Source organism: Microbacterium sp. str. 'China' (assembly GCF_002993305.1).
GTDB lineage: Bacteria > Actinomycetota > Actinomycetes > Actinomycetales > Microbacteriaceae > Microbacterium > Microbacterium paraoxydans.
The window spans coordinates 3,401,265-3,419,704 of sequence record NZ_CP027434.1 but is presented as its reverse complement, the minus strand read 5'-3'; the positions used below and the strand labels follow the sequence as shown (position 1 = coordinate 3,419,704).

Genomic DNA, 18,440 nt, shown 5'->3' with positions numbered 1-18,440 from the left:
ATGACGACAGTGGCCGTGCAGAGGCAGGCGCAGCGGCGCCGCTCGCCTCTCGTCGGATACCTGCTGCGGCGGGCCGGGACCTCTTTGCTCCTGTTGGTGGGCGTGACGATCGTCACGTTCGCGCTCACCAACCTGGTGCCGGGAGACCCGGTCTCGGCCGCGCTCGGTGAGGGCGCGTCGCAGAACCCCGCGACGCGCGAGGCGTTCATCAAGGCGAACGGACTCGACCAGCCACTGTTCGTGCAGTACTTCATCTACATGGGGAACCTGCTCCGCGGGGACCTCGGCACGTCGCTGGTGACCGGACGCCCGGTCACCAGCGACCTCGCCACCGCCGTGCCCGCGACGATCGAGATCGCGATCGGCGCGATCATCGTCAGCCTCGCGGTCAGCATCGTGCTCGGCACCCTCGCCGCGTACCGCCGCGGACTCGTCACCGACCAGGTCATCCGCGTCGTCACGCTCGTCGGGCTCAGCGTCCCGACCTTCTGGCTCGCGCTGGTCAGCTTCTACGTGTTCTTCCTGGAGCTGCGCATCGCCCCGGGCTCCGGACGCATCTCGCCGTCGATCACCCCGCCTCCCCGCGTGACCGGGCTCTACACGGTCGACTACCTCCTGAACGGCGACGCGGTGGGCTTCTTCGACGCCCTCGCGCACCTCGCGCTGCCGGTCATGGTGCTCTCGCTCGTGACCATCGGACTGCTCACCCGCTTCATCCGGACCTCGGTGCTCGAGGTCCTCGGCAGCGACTACGTGCGCGCGGCCCGGGCCAAGGGCCTGCCGGCGATGCGCGTCATCCTCGACTACGTGCTCCGCGGTGCCTCGCTGCCGATCCTCACGGTGGTGGGTGTCGCGTTCGGGGCCCTGCTCTCCGGAACGGTGCTCGTCGAGTCGGTGTTCGCCTGGCCGGGGCTGGGCACCTACGCCTACAACTCCGCCGCGAACCTCGACCTGCCCGGCATCATGGGGGTCGGTCTCGTGGTCGGTGTCATCTACCTCCTCATCAACTTCATCGTGGACCTGCTCTACGGCGTGCTCGACCCGAGAGTGAGGATCGCATGAGCCGCATCGCCGCAGCGACCCCCGCCGGACGCTTCCGCTTCCGCTGGCCGCGCGCCTGGCGCACCCCGCTCGGCATCATCGGCACCGTCATCGCCGGTGCGTGGATCATCGTCGCCTTCACCGCGCAGTGGTGGGTGCCCTACCCGCCGAACGCGCAGGTGCTGCCCCGTCTGCAGCCGCCGGGAATCGACACGATCCTCGGCACCGACGGCAACGGCCGCGACATCTTCTCCCGGTTGATGACCGGCGCGACGGTGAGTCTGCCGCTCGCGCTCATGCTCGTGATCGCCGCCCTCATCATCGGCACCCTCGTCGGCGCGGTCGCCGGGTACTTCGGGCGCGCCGTCGACGAGACGCTCATGCGCATCACCGACCTCTTCATGGCGTTCCCGACCGTGATCCTTGCCATGGTGGTCGCGGCCTCGCTCGGCCCCTCGCTGTTCAACGCCGTCATCGCCGCGATCGTGGTCTCGTGGCCGCAGTACGCCCGCGTCACCCGCAGCATCGTGCTCGGTCTCCGCGGGCAGAACTATGTGATCGCGGGCCGCCTGCTCGGCCACTCGCCGCTGCGCACGCTCTTCGTCGACATCCTGCCGAACATCGCCGGCCCGGTCCTCGTGCTCGCGACGCTCGACATCGGCGCGGCGATCCTGCTCCTCTCGGGACTCTCCTTCCTCGGTCTCGGCGCGCAGCCGCCGACGGCGGAGTGGGGGTCCATGATCTCCGGGGCGATGCAGAACTTCGACGCCTGGTGGCTCGGAGTATTCCCCGGCCTCGCGATCCTCACCGTGGTGCTCGCCTTCAACTTCCTCGGCGACGCGATGCGCGACGTGCTCGACCCGACCGCCGAGATCACACACGAGAAGAAGGCGGAGCACACCGCCTCCGCGACGGGGGTGCCCGCATGACCGCGCAGAGCACGGCGACGCTGAGCATCCGCGACCTCACGATCGACATCGGCCGTCCGCTCGTGAAGGGCGTGTCCCTGGAGCTCGAACCAGGGCGCATCCACGGCCTCGCGGGGGAGTCCGGCTCCGGCAAGACGCTCACCTCCCTGGCGGTGCTCGGCCTCCTGCCGCGACAGGCGAAGACCGGCGGCTCGATCCTGCTCGCGGGGGAGGAGCTCGTCGGTCGTAACCGACGCGGTCTCAACCGCGTCCGCGGGAAGCGCATCGCGATGGTCTTCCAGGACCCGTCGGCCTCGCTGCACCCGCAACTGCCGGTCGGTCGGCAGCTCACCGATCACATGCGCGTGCACCTCGGCCTCAAGGGCGCCGCTGCGCGCGAGCGGGCGGTGGAGCTGCTCCAGACCGTGCAGGTGCCGAACCCGGTCGAGGCGCTGAAGCGGTATCCGCACCAGTTCTCCGGCGGACAGCGGCAGCGCATCGCGATCGCGTGCGCCCTCGCGTGCGATCCGGAGGTGCTGCTCGCGGACGAGCCGACGACCGCCCTCGACGTGACGGTGCAGGCCGGCATCCTGAAGCTCCTGCGCGACCTCGCGATCGAGCGGAATCTCGCCGTCCTGCTCGTGACCCACGACCTGGGCGTGATGAGTGCGATCGCGGACACGGTCGCCGTCATGAAGGACGGTCGCATCGTCGAGCTCGCCGATCGGGAGACGCTCTTCCGCGCCCCGCAGCACGAGTACACCCGCATGCTGCTCGCGGCCCTCCCAGGGTCGCGCATCGACGAGAGCCCCGAGGAGGCCGCGGATGAGTGAGGTCAGCGTCCTCGACGCCCGCGACGTGGTGGTGCGGTACCCGGGCACCCCGCCCGTGATCGCGGTGAACGGCGTCTCGCTGAGTGTCGCGGCGGGAGAGACGGTCGCCCTCGTGGGCGAGTCCGGCAGTGGCAAGTCGAGCCTGGCCCGCGCCGTCGTCGGCATCGAGAAGACCGCCGCCGGGACGGTGTCGTTCCGCGGCGCCCCCGTCGCGCCGCTGGGGATCCGTCGTCGTGACACGGCGCTCACGGGCATCCAGATGGTCTTCCAGGACCCGGCGACCTCGCTGAACCCGCGCCGGCGGATCGGCGACCAGATCTCCGACGGCATCGCGACCGCCCGTGCGCGCGGTGCCGCCGGTTCCACAGTGGAGGAGTGGCTGGAGCGGGTCGGACTGCCCGCCGAGGTGCGCACCCGCTTCCCGCATCAGTTCTCCGGCGGCCAGAAGCAGCGCATCGCGATCGCCCGAGCGCTCGCGGCGCGGCCGTCGCTGCTCGTCGCCGACGAGCCCATCTCCGCCCTCGACGCCTCCACCCAGACGAGTGTCGCGGGACTCATGCGCGATCTCGTGGCCGAGTCCGGTGCGGGGATGCTCTTCATCTCCCACGACCTCGCCGTCGTGCGCCGCATCGCCGACCGCACGTTCGTCATGTTCGGCGGGAGGGTGCTCGAATCGGGGCCGACCGACGAGCTCTGGGCGGCGCCGCGGCACCCCTACACGCAGGCGCTGCTCGCTGCGATCCCGGAGCCGGACGGCACGGGCCGCATCCCCGATGCCCCCTCCGCCGGCGACCGCGCGGTCTGGGCCGAGGTGCCTCCCGTCGCCTACTAGACGGGCACGACGAAGCCGATCCGGTGCTCCGTCAGTCGGAGTGCGTGCGTGACCGCGACCGCCGGTGGCGTCGGATCGACATCGCGATCCCGACGGCGATGGCGATCGCCAGCAGCGCCGCCATCAGTATCGAACTGGCGGTGTCGCTGATGAGACCCTGCATACGCAGGATGAGCACAGCGATGGCCACGATCAGCAGGGTCGCGGAGGCGATCCATCGTCCTGAGTGGAGCGTCATGATCCGGTCCTCTCGTTCATTGGGAGTAGCATCCGGTGATGATGCCGGCCCACTGGCGGAGCCGGACGCCCTTCCCGCTACGCGAGCAGCCGATCAACTGAGACTGGCTCCTCCCACGAGTACCCGCCGCATTCGTGCGCTGTAATGTTACATTGCGGTCGAGGGCGCGGCGATCTACACCGTGGTGCGTCGGGCCCGATCGAGGTCTTCGGCCCGGGGGAGCTTCGACGCCTGGAGGATCTCGACGCCGAGAAGATGCCCGTCGGCGTCGAAATCGAGGATGATCTCCCCTGCTCCGTGCGGGTTGCGTATCTCCGGTACCTGCGCGACGGATTCACCCGCGTGGAGCTCGCGCCCGACCGGGAGGTAGGCGGCGTCCGCTTCTGGGTCATATCTGAGGTGCATCGACGGCCTCCGTTCGTTCCTCCGCCACCGTCGTGGTGACGGCGAAGGGCCGGAGCGTGCGCTCCGGCCCTTCGCGTATCCCGTGCGATCAGAGCGGCGCGACGATGTCCTGCTTCACGTCCCACTCGGTGATCTCGAGGGCGACGTCGACCGACTGTCCCTGCACGGTCGCGGAGCTGGTCGAGGCGAGGTTGACGTAGTCGTCGGTGACCTCGAACACGACCTCGACCGGCGTGCCCGCCTGCTCGACGGTGCCGCTGACGAGGTAGACCTTCTGGCCGAGGCGCTCGCCGGTGCCGGTCACGGTGAACTCGCCCGTGATGGCCTTCGCCGTCTCGGCGGGGTCCATCGCGGTGACGTCCTTCGCGGTGGTGCTGAGGCCGGCGATGATGGGGTCGCTCGACGACGGATCGGCGGCCTGCCAGTCGCTGGACGGCGACTTCACCCAGACGTCGTCGCCGATCGCGACGATCGAACCCATCGGCGAGAGCGACTCCAGCGCCTTCTCGGACGGGTTGAAGCGCGTGGTGGACTCCATGCCCATCACGACGGTCTTGGCGGCATAGCCGGCGGTGTCGGTCATGGCCTCGGCGATGCAGGCGCCGAGGGCCGAGCCGTCGACGGTGGCGCCGTCGGCCAGTTCGGGGCAGTCGGAGGACGGCGCTTCGGCCTCTTGCGATGCGGCCCCGCGCGGCTTCGACTCGGCCGGCTTGTCCGACGCTCCCGCCGAGCATCCGGTGAGCATGACGGCGGCGGCGAGCACGACGCCGACCCCCCACTTGTTGACGCGCATGGCGCCCCCCTCCAGGTCAGTGCCGATGACCGTCATCAGGCACGCCCTCCAGCATGCCAAGGACGGAGCGGATGTGCGGGAGGCGGTTCCGAGGAAACTCCGCTAGACTGTCGAGGTTGTCTGCCTTGCGGCGTCCATTCGGGATTCCACGGGCGGGCACGTGCACACACCCTCCTGCTCCCGGGAAATCCCCGAGAGCCGTTCTAGTCCGAAGGAGGTGGGTAAGTGACGCACCAGTACGAACTCATGGTCATTCTGACCCCCGAGATCGACGAGCGCCAGGTCGCCCCGACGCTCGACAAGTTCCTGAAGGTCATCACCAACGATGGTGGCTCTATCGAGAACGTCGACATCTGGGGCAAGCGCCGTCTCGCCTACGAGATCCAGAAGAAGACCGAGGGCATCTACGCCGTCGTCAACTTCACCGCGACCAGCGCCGCCACGCAGGAGCTCGACCGTCAGCTCAAGCTGAACGAGCAGATCATGCGCACCAAGGTGCTCCGCGCCGAAGAGGCTCAGGCGATGATCGCTTCCGAGGCCAAGCGCTCCGAAGAGAAGGCTGCCCGCAAGGCCGCCAAGGCTGCGAAGGCCTAAGTCTCATGGCCGGCGAAACCGTCATCACCGTGGTGGGCAACCTCACCGCCGACCCCGAGCTGCGCTACACGCAGAACGGGCTGCCGGTGGCGAACTTCACCATCGCATCGACGCCTCGCAACTTCGACCGTGCCGCGAACGAGTGGAAGGACGGCGAAGCGCTGTTCCTCCGCGCCTCGGTGTGGCGTGAGTTCGCCGAGCACGTGGCGGGCTCGCTCACCAAGGGCATGCGCGTGATCGCGCAGGGTCGTCTGCGCCAGCGTTCCTACCAGGACCGCGAGGGCAACCAGCGCACCGCGATCGAGCTGGAGGTCGACGAGATCGGCCCCTCGCTCCGGTACGCGACCGCGCAGGTCACCCGTGCGGCCTCGGGCGGTGGCGGCGGGGGACAGTCCCGTCCCGCGCAGCAGCAGCAGGTGTCGGAGGAGCCGTGGTCCACTCCCGGCTCGTCGACCAGCGCCGACGCCTGGAGCACTCCGGGCAGCTTCGGCGACGACACCCCCTTCTGAAAACACTTCTTCACGGGTGGGTCCCTGAGCTTGTCGAAGGGCCGCACCCCGCTCATCACTAAGGAAAAGCAATGGCTGGAAAGTCGAGCGGCGACCGCCGCAAGCCGCGGAAGGGCGCGAAGAACGCCGCTCCCGCGAAGTCCATCCGGGTCGGCGTCATCGATTACAAGGATGTCGCCACCCTCCGCAAGTTCGTCTCGGAGCGCGGCAAGATCCGCGCCCGTCGCATCACCGGTGTGTCGGTGCAGGAGCAGCGTCTGATCGCCACCGCGATCAAGAACGCGCGCGAGATGGCGCTCCTGCCCTACGCTGGCGCCGGCCGGTAAGGGGTACTGAGATGGCAAAGCTGATTCTCACGAACGAGGTCGCCGGGCTGGGTAGCGCTGGTGACGTGGTCGAGGTCAAGAACGGGTACGCCCGCAACTACCTCATCCCCCAGGGCTTCGCTACGGCGTGGACCCGTGGTGGCGAAAAGCAGGTCGCTTCGATCCAGGCCGCGCGTCAGGCACGCGCGATCCACGACCGCGACGAGGCTGTGGCCCTGAAGAACACCCTCGAGGGCACCAAGGTGCGTCTCGCGGTGAAGGCCGGCAAGGAAGGCCGTCTGTTCGGCTCGGTGAAGACCGCCGACGTCGCAGAGGCCGTCACGGCTGCGGGCCTCGGCTCGATCGACAAGCGCAAGGTGCACATCACCTCGCCCATCAAGGCGACCGGTGAGCACGAGGCGACCGTGCGTCTGCACGAGGACGTCACTGCCGTCATCACGCTGCAGGTCGTCGCCGCCAAGTAAGGCACCCGACGGGCGTACGCCTGTCGAACGGAACGCCCCCTGTCCCGGAGGACAGGGGGCGTTCGTGCATCCGGACGCGGTGAGGATCAGGCGACATTTCTCATACGCCGACGCAACATGCAGTGCTGTTGGCTCGATTCCATGGCGACACCACCCCCCTTCCCGACATCCAGAGCGCCCTGGGGCGATGCCGCGAAGGGGCTGCTGATCGTCCTCGTGGTGTTCTGGCACGTCGTGCTGAAGACCTACCTGCAGGTCGACTGGCGGCTCGGCATCCCCCTTCCCGGGGCCTGGGGCCTCGCGAGCGACCTCATCTGGCCGTTCCTCATGCCGCTGTTCCTGTTCCTGTCGGGGTACTTCGCCTCGGCAGCCTTGGCCCGGCCCTGGGCGGCCGTGTTCCGTCCCCGCGTGGTCCGCTTCCTGTATCTGTATCTGCTGTGGAGCCTCATCCACGCCGCCGCGATGTGGGCATTCCCGGACTTCCCGACGTTCGTGCCGAGGAGCGTCTCCGCGTTCGTGGAGGGGGTGACGATCAGCCCGCCGAACACCTGGTACCTCTACGCGCTCGCGCTGTACTTCGTCGTCGCGAAGGGCCTGCACCGACTGCCGCGCGGCGTTCTGTTGGTGGGCTCCGGCATGCTCTCGGTGGCGGTGGCCGCCGGACTGGTCGACGTGGTGAGCAACCGCGGATCGCTCCTCTACAACCTCTTCTTCTTCCTCGGAGGTGCGTATCTCGCGCCGCGCATCCGCCGCTTCACCGCGAAACCACGACCGGCACTCGCCGGGGCGCTGACCCTCGGGTATCTCGCCGCCTACGCCGTCATGCGCGTGACGGGCACGGAGACCGTTCCGGGGGTGTGGCCGGCGGTGTCCGTCCTCGGGGTGGCGATGGGAATCGCGGTCGCTCCGATCCTCGCGGGCCTCCCTCTGGTCGGGCGGGGCCTGCAGGCGCTCGGCGTCCGGACCCTGCCGATCTACCTCCTGCACATGCCGCTGCTCGCGCTCGCCGACGCCGCGCTCGTGGGGGTGCTGTCCGACGCGGGGCAGGCCGCGCAGCTGCTCGCGGCCGTCCTGCTCCCGATCGTGCTCACGGCGGGTCTGGTCGCCGCGTGCATCGGCCTCGATCGCCTCACCGCTCGCGACGGACTCACCTGGCTGTGGGATCTGCCTCGTCGGCGGACCGCGGCCGGCGGTGCTCCTCGCAGAGTCCCCTGGCGGACACCGGTCGCGGTGCTGACCCTGGTGGGGGTCGGCCTCGCCGTCAGCGCGGCGGCGGCGATCCCCGCCCGCCCCGCCGCGATCGCCGACCGCGCCGGCACCCTCGCGGGAGAGGTCAGCATCGGCGCCGTGGGCGACATCCTGCTGTACGACGCGTCTCGCGGGATCCCGGCGGATCGCGGACGATCGACCTTCGACGAGGTGCGCCCCTGGTTCACCGAGGACATCGTCACCGGCAACCTGGAGCAGGTGATCGCGGCGGACACCGGCGTCGACAAGTGCGCCGGGAGCGACCACTGCCTCGCGTTCCGCAGCGAGCCGGATGCCGCTGCGGCGCTGCGCGGCTTCGACGTGCTCAATCAGGCGAACAACCACAGTCACGACTTCGGCCGGGAGGGCGTCGACGAGACGAGGGCCGTTCTGCGCGCGGAGGGCATGGACGCCGTCGGGGACCGGAACGAGGTCGTCGTGACGAGGGTGGGGGAGACCACCGTGGCCCTGGTCGGCTTCGCGCCGTATGGGGGATTCAACCGGGTCACCGACCTCCGTCACGTCGGTCAGGTCGTGCGTGCGGCGGCGGAGCACGCCGATCTCGTCGTCGTCCACGCCCATATGGGGGCCGAGGGACCGGAGGCCGACGCGGTCACCGGCGGGGCCGAGCACAGCTTCGGGGAGAACCGGGGCGATCCGCGGGCGTTCGCGCACGCGGCCGTAGACGCCGGGGCCGATCTGGTGGTCGGGCACGGCCCGCACGTCGTCCGGGGTGCGGAGTTCTACCGCGGCCGCCTCATCGCGTACAGCCTGGGCAACTTCGCGGGAGGGGGCATCTTCGGGGCGGAGGAGGAGACCCGTTTCGGCGCCTACCTGTCGGTCCGTCTCGGTGCGGACGGCACCTTCCTCGGCGGACAGATCCGGTCCGTCCGTCTTGACGCAGAAGTCGGTGCCCCGGCGCCCGATCCGACCGGTCGCGCCGGCGCCCTGATGGACGAGCGCGGGCGGCGGGACTTCCCGGGCAGTGCCGTCGTCGTCGACGCCGACGGGTCGATCGTCCTGCCGTGAGGATAGGCTGCTGGCCATGACGGACGACGTTCGCAATGTGCACGAGGCCCTGTCCACCATCCACGAGCACTGGCAGCCGCACCGGCTGACGAGCGTCAACGACTACGACGTCAAGGTCGTGAAGCTGCAGGGCGAGTTCGTCTGGCACACGCATCCCGAGACCGACGAACTGTTCTTCGTGGTGAGCGGACGCCTGACGATCCAGCTCCGCGACCGCGACGTCGTCCTGAACCCGAACGACGTGTTCGTGGTGCCCCGGGGCGTCGAGCACTGCCCGAAAGCCGAGGAAGAAGTGCACGCGATCCTCTTCGAGCCGAAGGGCACGGTCAACACCGGAGACGCAGGCGGCGACATGACGGCAGATCTCCAGGAGCTCGGCTAAGCCCCCGCATCGCGTCCCGTGCGTCCGCAGAACGGGCGCACGGATGCCCCGCGGTGGGGGGACCACGGGGCATCCGCCGTTTGCGCGGCGGTCACGCTCGGCAGAGGAAGCGCAGCGAGGGCTGCACCGCACGTGCGGACGCTGCCGCGCACCGGCGGGGGCGAGGATCGTCCATTGAGTCAGTCCTCGACCACCAGGCGGCGATCCCGAGTATCGGTAGGGTCCCGGTTGGTGCCCCGGCGGCTCTGACTTGCAGCAACAGATCGCCTTGGACGTTGCGATTGATGGCATCCAGGGTTGCGCGGCCAGGCGGACCGACCCCCGCCGCGCGCCCGTGAGCAGTATCGCGAGCTCAAGGCTTATAGGTGACGTGTACGTCGATCTCGCGGCCGAGTTCGAGTTCGATGCGTTTGGCGAGGCTGCGGCCTTCTCTCTCCCATGCGTCGCGGTGTTTCTCCAACTCGTCTTCTGGCATGCTCGAGTACAGAAACTCTTCCCAACGGGTGTTCCATGCGAGGAGCTCCTGTACGAGACCATCCGAGAGCCCTGAATCTTCGGGATCGAGGTCACCTGCCTCGAGACCTGGTGTCTCCTCCCAAACGGGGAGGATGTTTCCGTAGTCCGGCGATAGGCGCAGAAGGCGTCGAGACATCTTGGTGTCCTTTCGTTGGCGGGCTACTAGCGGACCAAGTTGATTCCTGAGCACTGTCGACCAGGGTTCGCGGTGATGATTCTCTGACCTGTTTTTCCGAGGAACAGCCGGACATTAGTCTGATAGACCCTCTGCCCAGTCTTCTTGTTGTAGACGAAAACTGTCCGGGAGTAACAGAAGTTGGGACCGCTGGCGACGACTCGGTCGGGGTCGTAGAGCATCCAGGCGATGGACCAGTCGGCCATGTCGCGCCACTGCACCCCCACCCGTCCGCCAACGTTGGTCCACTCCCCTTGATGGCGCGCCTGAACATGCCGAAAGCCATAGTCCCTGGCCGTTCCGCACCGGAGGGTCGCGACGGAACCAGAGAAACTGTTCCTCAGTCGCTTGCGATCGTAGCTTTTGACGTATTGCTCGTTCTTGTCGAAGAGGCCGCAGCCGCGCCAGTTAGTGGGTGCGGGCGATTTCGGGGGGATGAAACCGAACGTTGTAATGCCCCCGCCGCCTTCTGTCACCTCTTGTGCATCGGCGGGGGTGAGTTCTTCCGTGGTGACGAGGAACTCTCCCGTCTCGTTCTCGATGACGAGGGTTTCCGGGGGTGCTTCCGGCTCGGTTCCGTCCGGATCTCCTTCCAGGAGTTCGTCTTGGCTGTCGTCGATGGGCTCGATGTGCTCGGATTCCTCAGTCTCATCAGCGGGGAGTATGCGTGAGGGCACCGTGGCGTATCCGAGCATGTAGAGCTTGAGTTCCATGGGAGAGGCGGAAAGGTTCCGGACCTGTATGGTGCCGTCGCTGCCGACCATTATGGGTGTGAACATGGAGTTCCAGTGGGTTGACGCGCTCTCGAGCATGGTCGCGTCGGGTTCGTCCAGATCGCTCGGCCACGCGCGGATCGAAGCGCCTTGTGTGGTGGTGCTACGGATGCTCACGTTGGCGACCACGGCATCGAGCCCGTCCGCAAACGACGGCATCCCGTACAGCCCTTCAACCGGAACCGTGACGGCTTCCCCGGCGGAGATCACGGTCGCGGGCACTGGGTAGAGGTCGCCAGCCTGCTCATGAAGTTCTCGCCCCTCGTCCATGGCCGGCATGGGTGTGGTGGTGAAGCTCCGCGCACCGGTGGAGCGGAGAGTGGATTGTCCGAGGTGGCCATCCCAACCCGCGTCGCGCACGTAGGCGCGCCAGTAGTACTTCGTACCGGGCTTCAGCGTCCCATCGGGAACCCGATGAACAGCCGAGGTCGTTTCCGGTGATGTGTAGAAGGGTGTTCCGTTAGGGTCGGTGAAAATCCGGTAGGAGTATCGCAAGCTGGAACCGGTGACGGCAGTTGCTGTGGATCTGAAGGTGGGGGTCAACGTCACACCGGTGGCGCCGTTTGTGGGCGACCCGCCTGTGCCGGTCACGAATGTGGGGTTGACGTGGGCGTGATACTTGACCCAGAGGTCGGTGGTGACGCGTTTGTGACTATAGACGGTGCCCTCGGCGCCGCTGATCATGAAGGCCACGTTGGTGGCTGACGCCTTGCCGAAGCGGCTGGCGATGTAGGTGGGAAACGTAGTTCCGTTGGTCTGTGTCGTCCCGGCGCCCAGGGAATAGGAATCGAGCAGGGTGCTGTACCCGCCATACTCCCACGCTGTGCCAACGCGCACATTGCCGGAGTGGGTGGCGGTAGACCCAACTCCGGCGTAGGTGATGCCGAGGTCTGATGCTTCGATGAACTTTCCGACGGAGGCGCCGCCTGCGAAGTTGACGACGGCACGCCAGTAGCGGTCGCCCTCAGGCTGTTTTGTGTTTCCGATGTGCTGCTGGCCGAGATACTGACCGCCGTCGGACTTGTACGAGTTCTGGTTCGCGATCGTGCCCACCACTTCGGGATCGATGTAGACGGGGAACACCCGGTCGGCATCCTGTATCCAGGACTCCTCGATGGAGACGCGGTAGAACCAGTTCTCGTTCGAGCTGCGCAGCAGCGCGGCATCCAAGACGACTTCCTCGCGAGGGGTTGCAGTGCCGTCGGAGGCGGAGTCCCAGGCGATGGGCGTCGGGCTGGACATCACGACCGCCCCATCAGCGTCCACGAACTCGAGAACATCCTCTTCGGTCAGTGCGGGCGTCAAGTTTCCTGGGTCGATGCGCCAGGTCCACGAGTGCTTACCTGCAGCGGGCGCGGCGTGGAGCACCAGTGCTTCTTTCACGGACCCGGGAGTGATTGTGTACTCAAGGTCAGCATAGGGAAGCACATCACGATAAGCGAGGGAGCTGAAGTCGTCCGACGGCCACACCGGCGCCTCGGGGGAACCCTCGTCTGCTCCGACGAGAGACATGGCGACCTCGTGGCCGTCACGTGTCACGGTGACCGTGTTCTGGCCGTCGGCTGTGGGAGCGAACTCGGGGGCAAGCGGGTGCTGTTCGACAGTCCACCCATCGTTATCCCCAGACAAGCTCGGGTCGACATCAACCCACTTTCCGTCGACGCGCACGTTGAGAGGGTCGACGGAGAACTGAGCCACCTCACTCCCAGCGCTATCGACATAGCGGGTCTCGAACTCCGAACGTGACACCACATCAAGGTCATTGCGGTCAACATTCTCGACCGCAGGTACCGGCGGATCCTCGGGTGCGGGAGTGCTCGTGCTGTCCGCGGGCACCTGAGCAGCCGCCGACTCGAACGGAACGATCGCACTCACCAGGAGAACGCTCGAGAGAACTAGGGAGGACACGATTACACGCGTAGAACTCACCAGAGCTCCTTCGACAGACAGGAGTCTGCGAAACGGTTCGCGGACTCATCAGACGATGAGACCGGCGACACCCGCCGGGCTGCCGAATGCTATCGAGGCGCCAACGAGCAACGCAATAGACGGCGTCGAACGTTCAACGGCCGTCAGCCTGTTGACGGCGTCGACAGTCGCTGCGGGGTATACAAGGTTCTCAGTAATGGATGGGACTCCGAGGACCCGCGCGTCATCGGGGCTCTCCTAGGAAGAGCTTGAAGAACCCCACCTCGATTTTGAAGAAGCCTCGGATGGGGAGTGGAGTGTCGAGCCGAGCGGGATCGTCGTTCCGTTCCGCTCTGGCGCCATCCGTTTCCATGACCCGGATGACGTCCTGGGTATCGAGTATCGACTCGTGGAGGAGAAGCCGGACTAGACGGACGTAGGTGCCGGGCGGATAGCGGCTGCTATCTCGTTTCCCACAAGGACGACGTGACGAAGCTGCGCCTCGTCGAACGGGCGCACGGATGCCCCGCGGTGGGGGGACCACGGGGCATCCGCCGTTTGCGCGGCGGTCACGCTCGGCAGAGGAAGCGCAGCGAGGGCTGCACCGCACGTGCGGACGCTGCCGCGCACCGGCGGGGGCGAGTCTCCTCCCCCGAGGACATCGCCGCCGCCGGGGCTCAGCACCTACGCCGTGCGACGGCGCAGCAGGCCCGCACCTCCCAGCAGCAGGAGAGCGGCGAGGGCCCACAGCCACGGGGCCGAGGCGCCACCGGTCATCGCGAGGCCGGTGGCCTCACCCGTCGCGGCGGCACCCGCAGCCCACGGCATGCTGGTCATGCCGGCTCCGGTGCTCGGCGTCGTTCCCGGGTTCGCTCCGGAGTCGGTTCCGGGGTTGGTGCCGGGGTCGGTGCCGGGGTCGGTGCCCGGGTCGGTGCCCGGGTCCGTTCCGGGATCAGTGCCCGGGTCCGTGCCCGGATCGGTGCCCGGGTTCGTGCCGGGATCGGTCACCGTGCTCTCGCCGACGACGGAGATCGCGTTCCCGCCGATCGTGATGGGAAGCGTCACGGGGAGCTCCAGCTGAGTCCCGCCGAGGATGCTGTCGTCGCCGCCGGTGGTGCTGCCGCCGGCCGCGGGTGCGGTCGGGGACGTGCCGCCGGTGGTGCCGGTGACGGTGGCGTCGTCGGTGACGGAGATGGCGTTGCCAGTGACGCCGATGGGGGCGGTCACGGGTGCGACCACCTGGGTGCCGCCGAGGGTGCTGTCGTCGCCGCCGGTGGTGCTGCCTCCGGCCGCGGGTGCGGTCGGGGCCGCGGTGCCGCCGGTGGTGCCGGTGGCCTCGCTGTCGCCGAGGAGCGAGATGGCGTTGCCGCCGACCGTGACGGGGGCCGTCACCGGGGCGACGACCTGGGTGCCGCTCGCGGTGCCGTCCTCGCCCGAGGTGCTCGACCCGGTCGCGGGCGCGGCCGGTGCCGGGCTGGTGCCGCCGGTGGTGCCGGTGGCCTCGCTGTCGCCGAGGAGCGAGATGGCGTTGCCGCCGACGGTGACAGGCGCCGTCACGGGTGCCACGGCCTGCGTGCCCCCGAGGATGCTGTCGTCACCGCCGGTGGTGCTCCCGCCGGCCGCGGGTGCGGTCGGGGCCGCGGTGCCGCCGGAGGTGCCGGTGGCCTCGCTGTCGCCGAGGAGCGAGATGGCGTTGCCGCTCACCGTGACGGGGGCCGTCACCGGTGCGACGACCTGGGTGCCGCTCGCGGTGCCGTCCTCGCCCGAGGTGCTCGACCCGGTCGCCGGGGCAGGCGCCGGTGCTGCGGCGCTCTCTCCCTCAGCGGCCGACTCGGAGTCACCGAGCAGCGAGATGACGTTGCCGGACACGGTCACCGGGGCGTTGACCGCCACCAGAGCCTGGGTGCCCGAGAGCACGCCATCCAGGCCGTCCGTGTCGAGGGAAAGCACCCCGGCCGCGTCAGGGGCCTGGGGAGCCGCGCTCTGGGGAGGAGCGGCGGCCGGGGTGCTGGTCGTGGAGTCTTCGGTGAGACTGATGGCGTTGTCCGTCACCGTGACGGGAAGGTTCACGGTCACCACGGCTTGGGTGCCGGATGCCGTGCCGTCCTCGCCGCTCGTCTGCGGAGCGGGGGCGGGAGCCGCGGCAGGGGCTGGTGCCGGTGCCGGTGCCGGAGCGGGGGCCGGAGCGGGAGCCGGTGTGGTGGATGCCGCGTCGCCGAGCACGGAGATCGCGTTGTCGACGACCGTGATCGGGGCGGTGATGGGCGCTACGGCCTGGGTGCCGGAGAGCAAGCCGTCGTCTCCGGATGTCTCGGCCGCATTGGCGGCCGTCGCGCCGAGCAGGGTGATCCCGCCGGCGATGAGCGTGCCCCAGAGGACGCGCTTCGCGTAGGTACGCATGATGGTTCTCCTGACGTGACTGGTCTGTCTGATGGGATGCACGCGAGGAAGTGCGCGCGCAGCACGGCATCTGTCATCCGGGTGGGATGACGCGACAGTCCGTCAGTCGGGAGAGACGTCGGTGTCGGCGACGGGGGCGCCCGGAAGGGCGTCGTCCCGTGCGCCGGCGGCCCGCTCCCAGGCACGGAGCGGGGTGGCGCCGATCTCGCTGAGGCGAGCGGGGGCGCTGGCGGAACCTCCGGCCGAGGCGGCGGAGGAAGAGGCGGGGGCGGCCGGGGCGCCCGCGGGGGCACCGAACGGCACCGGAGCGGTGTCACCGGCACCGGCGTCCGAGGAGTCAGGCGCGGAGACCGGGCCGGCGAAGGAAGCCACGGTACGGAGCGCAGAGTCCTGGCCCGTGCTCGGCGGGGCCGACGGTGCGGAAGCACGCTCGGGAAGCGCGGCGATGTCGTCGCGCGCCGTGGTCACACCCGCGGGGACGGAGCCCTCCGGGGTCTGCGGTGCGGCCGGCTCTTGTGGCGTGAGCACCTCGACGACCGGCGGAACGGTCTTATCGACGACGCCGCCGATCAGGCCGGTCGTGCCATCGACGACGCCGACGACGTTCTCGACCAGGTCGATGGCGCCGGAGTCGACGACGATGCCGCCGACCAGCGGAAGGCCGCCGACGAGGTCGAGCACCGGCGCCGTGATCTGTGAGACCGGTGCAGAGCCGAGCACCTCGGTCACGGGCTCGACGACCGTCTCGGTGGTCTCGGCGACCGCCTCGAGCACCGGGGCCGCGGTGTCTCCGACGACCGGGACCTGCGTCACCGTCTCGGTCACCGTCTCGACGACGGCGGGAGCGGCCTCCTGCACGGGAGCGACGGTGTGGGTCACGACCGGAGCCACGACCTCGTGCACCACGGGCGCGACGACCTCCTGGACCACCGGAGTCGCCACCTGGTTCACCACCGGAGCCACGACGTCGTTCACGACCGGCTTCGTCACGGCGGTGACGGTCTCGGATACGACCGAGGTGAGGCTGTCGAGCGGACCCTTCGGCTGCTCGTCCGCGTGCGCGGAGCCGCCGCCGGTGAGGACGGTCAGGGCTGCCCAGGCGAGCGCGCCGATTCCACCCCAGAGGACGGCGTGGGGTACGCCGCGTCGGGTGGTCCGAGCGTCCACGTCGTCCTCCCCCTCCGAAGGTCCACGGGTGTGTCGATGGGAGGCAGAATACTCGCGGAGCCCCTCTCTGTCCAGGGGCGTTTACATCCGATTCGTCTCGTGTCAGATCGTGACGCGCCCGGCGGATTTCCGGCTTGACTTTCCCCAGGTTCTACACATGCCCCCTCCGGAGGGGAAACCTTCAACGCGCAATTTAAACTCGTTTTCATCCACAGGGTGGGGAAACGGTAAATCCCCGTTCAGGGTGGATAAAAAAGTTCGGTGTTCACACCGTCCACCGGGTTATCCACACCCGTTCTGCACAGACACTCCGAGATTGTCCGCACGCTGTCCACATGGTTATCCACAGGCCGTGTTGCACCGTGTGGAGACCGCTCATAGCGTGGTCGAGCGACCGAATGTCGGGGGCACCTGCTTGTCTGGGGATGGCCGCCGCGCGGCCGCGGTCCCCCGTACCGGCATCCGCAGATGCGCGCGCGGGGCCCGCCTCAGAACCGTCGCATCGAAGGGAACACAGTGTCGATCGCCGACATCTCCGAGGAGCGCCTGGGAGGGCAGCGTCCGCCCGAGCGCACCCCTCCGCACGACCTCCTCGCCGAGCAGAGCGCCCTGGGTGGCATGCTCCTGTCGAAGGACGCGGTCGCCGACGTGATCGAGACGCTCAAGGGCGCCGACTTCTACATCCCCAAGCACGAGCTCATCTTCGAGGCGATCCTCTCGCTGTACTCCCACGGTGAGCCCACCGACGTCGTCGCGGTCACCGACGAGCTGATCAAGACCGGTGAGCTGAACAAGGCCGGCGGCGCCGACTACCTGCACACCCTCACGTCGATCGTCCCGACCGCGGCCAACGCCGGCTACTACGCCGGCATCGTCTCCGAGCGCGCGATCCTCCGCCGCCTCGTCGATGCCGGGACGCGCATCGTCCAGCTCGGCTACGACGGCCAGGGCGACGCGACCGACATCGTCAACAACGCGCAGGCCGAGATCTACTCGGTGACCGGCTCGGAGACGGCCGAGGACTACGTGCCGCTCACGGTCGCCGTCGACGCCGCGGTCGAGGAGATCGAGGCGGCCAACGGCCGCGACGGCTCCATGACCGGCATCCCCACCGGCTTCCGCGAGCTCGACGAGCTCACCAACGGCCTGCACGGCGGGCAGATGATCGTCGTCGCCGCGCGACCCGCGATGGGAAAGTCCACGCTCGCCCTCGACTTCGCCCGTGCGGCCTCGATCGGGCACGACTTCCCCTCGATCTTCTTCTCCCTCGAGATGGGCAAGAGCGAGATCGCGATGCGTCTGCTCAGCGCCGAGGGGGCGATCCCGCTGCAGAACATGCGCAAGGGAACGCTCGACCCGCGGGACTGGACGACGGTCGCCGCCACCCGCGGCCGCATCAACGACGCCCCGCTCTACATCGACGACAGCCCGAACATGACGCTCGTCGAGATCCGGGCGAAGTGCCGACGGCTGAAGCAGCGGGCGGGTCTGCGCATGGTCATCATCGACTACCTCCAGCTCATGACGTCGGGTAAGCGCGTCGAGTCCCGTCAGCAGGAGGTCTCGGAGTTCTCCCGAAGCCTCAAGCTCATCGCCAAGGAGCTGCAGGTCCCGGTCATCGCACTGTCGCAGCTGAACCGTGGTCCCGAGCAGCGACAGGACAAGAAGCCAGCCATCAGCGACCTGCGAGAGTCCGGATCGATCGAGCAGGACGCCGACATGGTCATCCTGCTGCACCGCGACTCGGTCTACGACAAGGACGTCCGTCCCGGCGAGGCCGACCTGATCGTGGCCAAGCACCGTAACGGTCCGACCGCGACCATCACCGTCGCCTTCCAGGGGCACTACTCCCGGTTCGCCGACATGGCCCCGGGCGGCGACTTCAACTGAGCCTGGGCG

At 68.5% G+C, this 18,440-nt stretch carries 18 protein-coding genes; 11 read left to right on the top strand and 7 right to left on the bottom strand.

The features are described from left to right. The 4 genes from C6C15_RS16670 to C6C15_RS16655 are packed head-to-tail and all read left to right on the top strand — an operon-like array spanning position 1 to position 3,614. Positions 1–1,062, top strand: a complete 1,062-nt coding sequence (locus tag C6C15_RS16670) for an ABC transporter permease (protein ID WP_058631931.1) — start codon at positions 1–3, stop codon at positions 1,060–1,062. After that, a complete protein-coding gene (locus C6C15_RS16665) occupies positions 1,059–1,970 on the top strand; it encodes an ABC transporter permease (RefSeq protein ID WP_105950684.1) in 912 nt (303 codons plus the stop codon). Before C6C15_RS16670 ends, C6C15_RS16665 begins: the two co-directional genes overlap by 4 nt. Then, on the top strand, positions 1,967–2,782 hold the full coding sequence (locus C6C15_RS16660) for an ABC transporter ATP-binding protein (protein WP_060922055.1): 816 nt from the start codon (positions 1,967–1,969) through the stop codon (positions 2,780–2,782). The genes C6C15_RS16665 and C6C15_RS16660 overlap by 4 nt, the downstream gene beginning before the upstream one ends. Then, positions 2,775–3,614, top strand: coding sequence for an ABC transporter ATP-binding protein (locus C6C15_RS16655; RefSeq protein ID WP_105950683.1), 840 nt, complete (start codon positions 2,775–2,777; stop codon positions 3,612–3,614). The genes C6C15_RS16660 and C6C15_RS16655 overlap by 8 nt, the downstream gene beginning before the upstream one ends. A gap of 31 nt (positions 3,615–3,645) precedes the next feature. Here C6C15_RS16655 and C6C15_RS16650 read toward each other — a convergent pair whose 3' ends face one another. The 3 genes from C6C15_RS16650 to C6C15_RS16640 all read right to left on the bottom strand — a co-directional run bounded on the left by C6C15_RS16650 (position 3,646) and on the right by C6C15_RS16640 (position 5,050). Next, positions 3,646–3,852, bottom strand: coding sequence for a hypothetical protein (locus C6C15_RS16650; protein WP_105950682.1), 207 nt, complete (start codon positions 3,850–3,852; stop codon positions 3,646–3,648). 174 nt (positions 3,853–4,026) lie between these two features. Next, on the bottom strand, positions 4,027–4,257 hold the full coding sequence (locus tag C6C15_RS16645) for a DUF2283 domain-containing protein (RefSeq protein WP_105950681.1): 231 nt from the start codon (positions 4,255–4,257) through the stop codon (positions 4,027–4,029). Between the two features lie 88 nt (positions 4,258–4,345). Continuing rightward, positions 4,346–5,050, bottom strand: coding sequence for a hypothetical protein (locus C6C15_RS16640; RefSeq protein WP_234024179.1), 705 nt, complete (start codon positions 5,048–5,050; stop codon positions 4,346–4,348). Between the two features lie 225 nt (positions 5,051–5,275). On the opposite strand from C6C15_RS16640, the gene rpsF reads away from it, so the two are divergent. The 6 genes from rpsF (at position 5,276) to C6C15_RS16610 (ending at position 9,602) form a co-directional block, all read left to right on the top strand. Next, positions 5,276–5,644: a 30S ribosomal protein S6 gene (gene rpsF, locus C6C15_RS16635; RefSeq protein WP_021201450.1), complete on the top strand. Its 369-nt coding sequence runs from the start codon at positions 5,276–5,278 to the stop codon at positions 5,642–5,644. A 5-nt stretch (positions 5,645–5,649) separates the two neighbouring features. After that, positions 5,650–6,153, top strand: coding sequence for a single-stranded DNA-binding protein (locus C6C15_RS16630; protein ID WP_025102815.1), 504 nt, complete (start codon positions 5,650–5,652; stop codon positions 6,151–6,153). Positions 6,154–6,224: 71 nt separating this feature from the next. Further along, positions 6,225–6,479 (top strand): 30S ribosomal protein S18, encoded by a 255-nt coding sequence (gene rpsR, locus C6C15_RS16625; protein ID WP_017203799.1) that lies wholly within the window; start codon positions 6,225–6,227, stop codon positions 6,477–6,479. A gap of 11 nt (positions 6,480–6,490) precedes the next feature. After that, entirely contained in the window at positions 6,491–6,943 is a 453-nt protein-coding gene (gene rplI / locus C6C15_RS16620) for a 50S ribosomal protein L9 (protein WP_105950679.1), read from the top strand. A 141-nt stretch (positions 6,944–7,084) separates the two neighbouring features. Then, positions 7,085–9,220, top strand: coding sequence for a CapA family protein (locus C6C15_RS16615; protein WP_158698581.1), 2,136 nt, complete (start codon positions 7,085–7,087; stop codon positions 9,218–9,220). Positions 9,221–9,236: 16 nt separating this feature from the next. Beyond that, positions 9,237–9,602, top strand: a complete 366-nt coding sequence (locus C6C15_RS16610; protein WP_105950677.1) for a cupin domain-containing protein — start codon at positions 9,237–9,239, stop codon at positions 9,600–9,602. 352 nt (positions 9,603–9,954) lie between these two features. On the opposite strand, the gene C6C15_RS17170 is transcribed toward C6C15_RS16610, so the two are convergent. The 4 genes from C6C15_RS17170 to C6C15_RS16590 form a co-directional block, all read right to left on the bottom strand. After that, positions 9,955–10,254 carry a hypothetical protein gene (locus C6C15_RS17170; protein ID WP_144881674.1) on the bottom strand — a complete coding sequence of 100 codons (300 nt, stop codon included), beginning with the start codon at positions 10,252–10,254 and terminating at the stop codon, positions 9,955–9,957. A gap of 26 nt (positions 10,255–10,280) precedes the next feature. After that, positions 10,281–12,941, bottom strand: a complete 2,661-nt coding sequence (locus C6C15_RS16600; RefSeq protein WP_158698580.1) for a hypothetical protein — start codon at positions 12,939–12,941, stop codon at positions 10,281–10,283. Positions 12,942–13,658: 717 nt separating this feature from the next. Continuing rightward, on the bottom strand, positions 13,659–15,374 hold the full coding sequence (locus tag C6C15_RS16595; protein WP_234024178.1) for a beta strand repeat-containing protein: 1,716 nt from the start codon (positions 15,372–15,374) through the stop codon (positions 13,659–13,661). A gap of 102 nt (positions 15,375–15,476) precedes the next feature. Then, positions 15,477–16,541: a hypothetical protein gene (locus C6C15_RS16590; protein ID WP_105950675.1), complete on the bottom strand. Its 1,065-nt coding sequence runs from the start codon at positions 16,539–16,541 to the stop codon at positions 15,477–15,479. 516 nt (positions 16,542–17,057) lie between these two features. Here C6C15_RS16590 and dnaB point away from each other — a divergent pair. Beyond that, positions 17,058–18,431 (top strand): replicative DNA helicase, encoded by a 1,374-nt coding sequence (dnaB, locus tag C6C15_RS16585; protein ID WP_025102810.1) that lies wholly within the window; start codon positions 17,058–17,060, stop codon positions 18,429–18,431. Positions 18,432–18,440: the final 9 nt, after the last annotated feature.

What these genes read in the sequence shown, in the direction of transcription:
- C6C15_RS16665 (WP_105950684.1), top strand. Translation starts at nt 1,059, where the DNA reads ATGAGCCGCATCGCCGCAGCGACCCCCGCCGGACGCTTCCGCTTCCGC.
- rpsR (WP_017203799.1), top strand. Translation starts at nt 6,225, where the DNA reads ATGGCTGGAAAGTCGAGCGGCGACCGCCGCAAGCCGCGGAAGGGCGCG.
- C6C15_RS16640 (WP_234024179.1), bottom strand. Translation starts at nt 5,050, where the DNA reads ATGCGCGTCAACAAGTGGGGGGTCGGCGTCGTGCTCGCCGCCGCCGTC.
- C6C15_RS16670 (WP_058631931.1), top strand. Translation starts at nt 1, where the DNA reads ATGACGACAGTGGCCGTGCAGAGGCAGGCGCAGCGGCGCCGCTCGCCT.
- C6C15_RS16610 (WP_105950677.1), top strand. Translation starts at nt 9,237, where the DNA reads ATGACGGACGACGTTCGCAATGTGCACGAGGCCCTGTCCACCATCCAC.
- C6C15_RS16645 (WP_105950681.1), bottom strand. Translation starts at nt 4,257, where the DNA reads ATGCACCTCAGATATGACCCAGAAGCGGACGCCGCCTACCTCCCGGTC.
- C6C15_RS16615 (WP_158698581.1), top strand. Translation starts at nt 7,085, where the DNA reads ATGGCGACACCACCCCCCTTCCCGACATCCAGAGCGCCCTGGGGCGAT.
- C6C15_RS17170 (WP_144881674.1), bottom strand. Translation starts at nt 10,254, where the DNA reads ATGTCTCGACGCCTTCTGCGCCTATCGCCGGACTACGGAAACATCCTC.
- C6C15_RS16650 (WP_105950682.1), bottom strand. Translation starts at nt 3,852, where the DNA reads ATGACGCTCCACTCAGGACGATGGATCGCCTCCGCGACCCTGCTGATC.
- rplI (WP_105950679.1), top strand. Translation starts at nt 6,491, where the DNA reads ATGGCAAAGCTGATTCTCACGAACGAGGTCGCCGGGCTGGGTAGCGCT.
- C6C15_RS16630 (WP_025102815.1), top strand. Translation starts at nt 5,650, where the DNA reads ATGGCCGGCGAAACCGTCATCACCGTGGTGGGCAACCTCACCGCCGAC.
- C6C15_RS16660 (WP_060922055.1), top strand. Translation starts at nt 1,967, where the DNA reads ATGACCGCGCAGAGCACGGCGACGCTGAGCATCCGCGACCTCACGATC.
- C6C15_RS16655 (WP_105950683.1), top strand. Translation starts at nt 2,775, where the DNA reads ATGAGTGAGGTCAGCGTCCTCGACGCCCGCGACGTGGTGGTGCGGTAC.
- C6C15_RS16595 (WP_234024178.1), bottom strand. Translation starts at nt 15,374, where the DNA reads ATGCGTACCTACGCGAAGCGCGTCCTCTGGGGCACGCTCATCGCCGGC.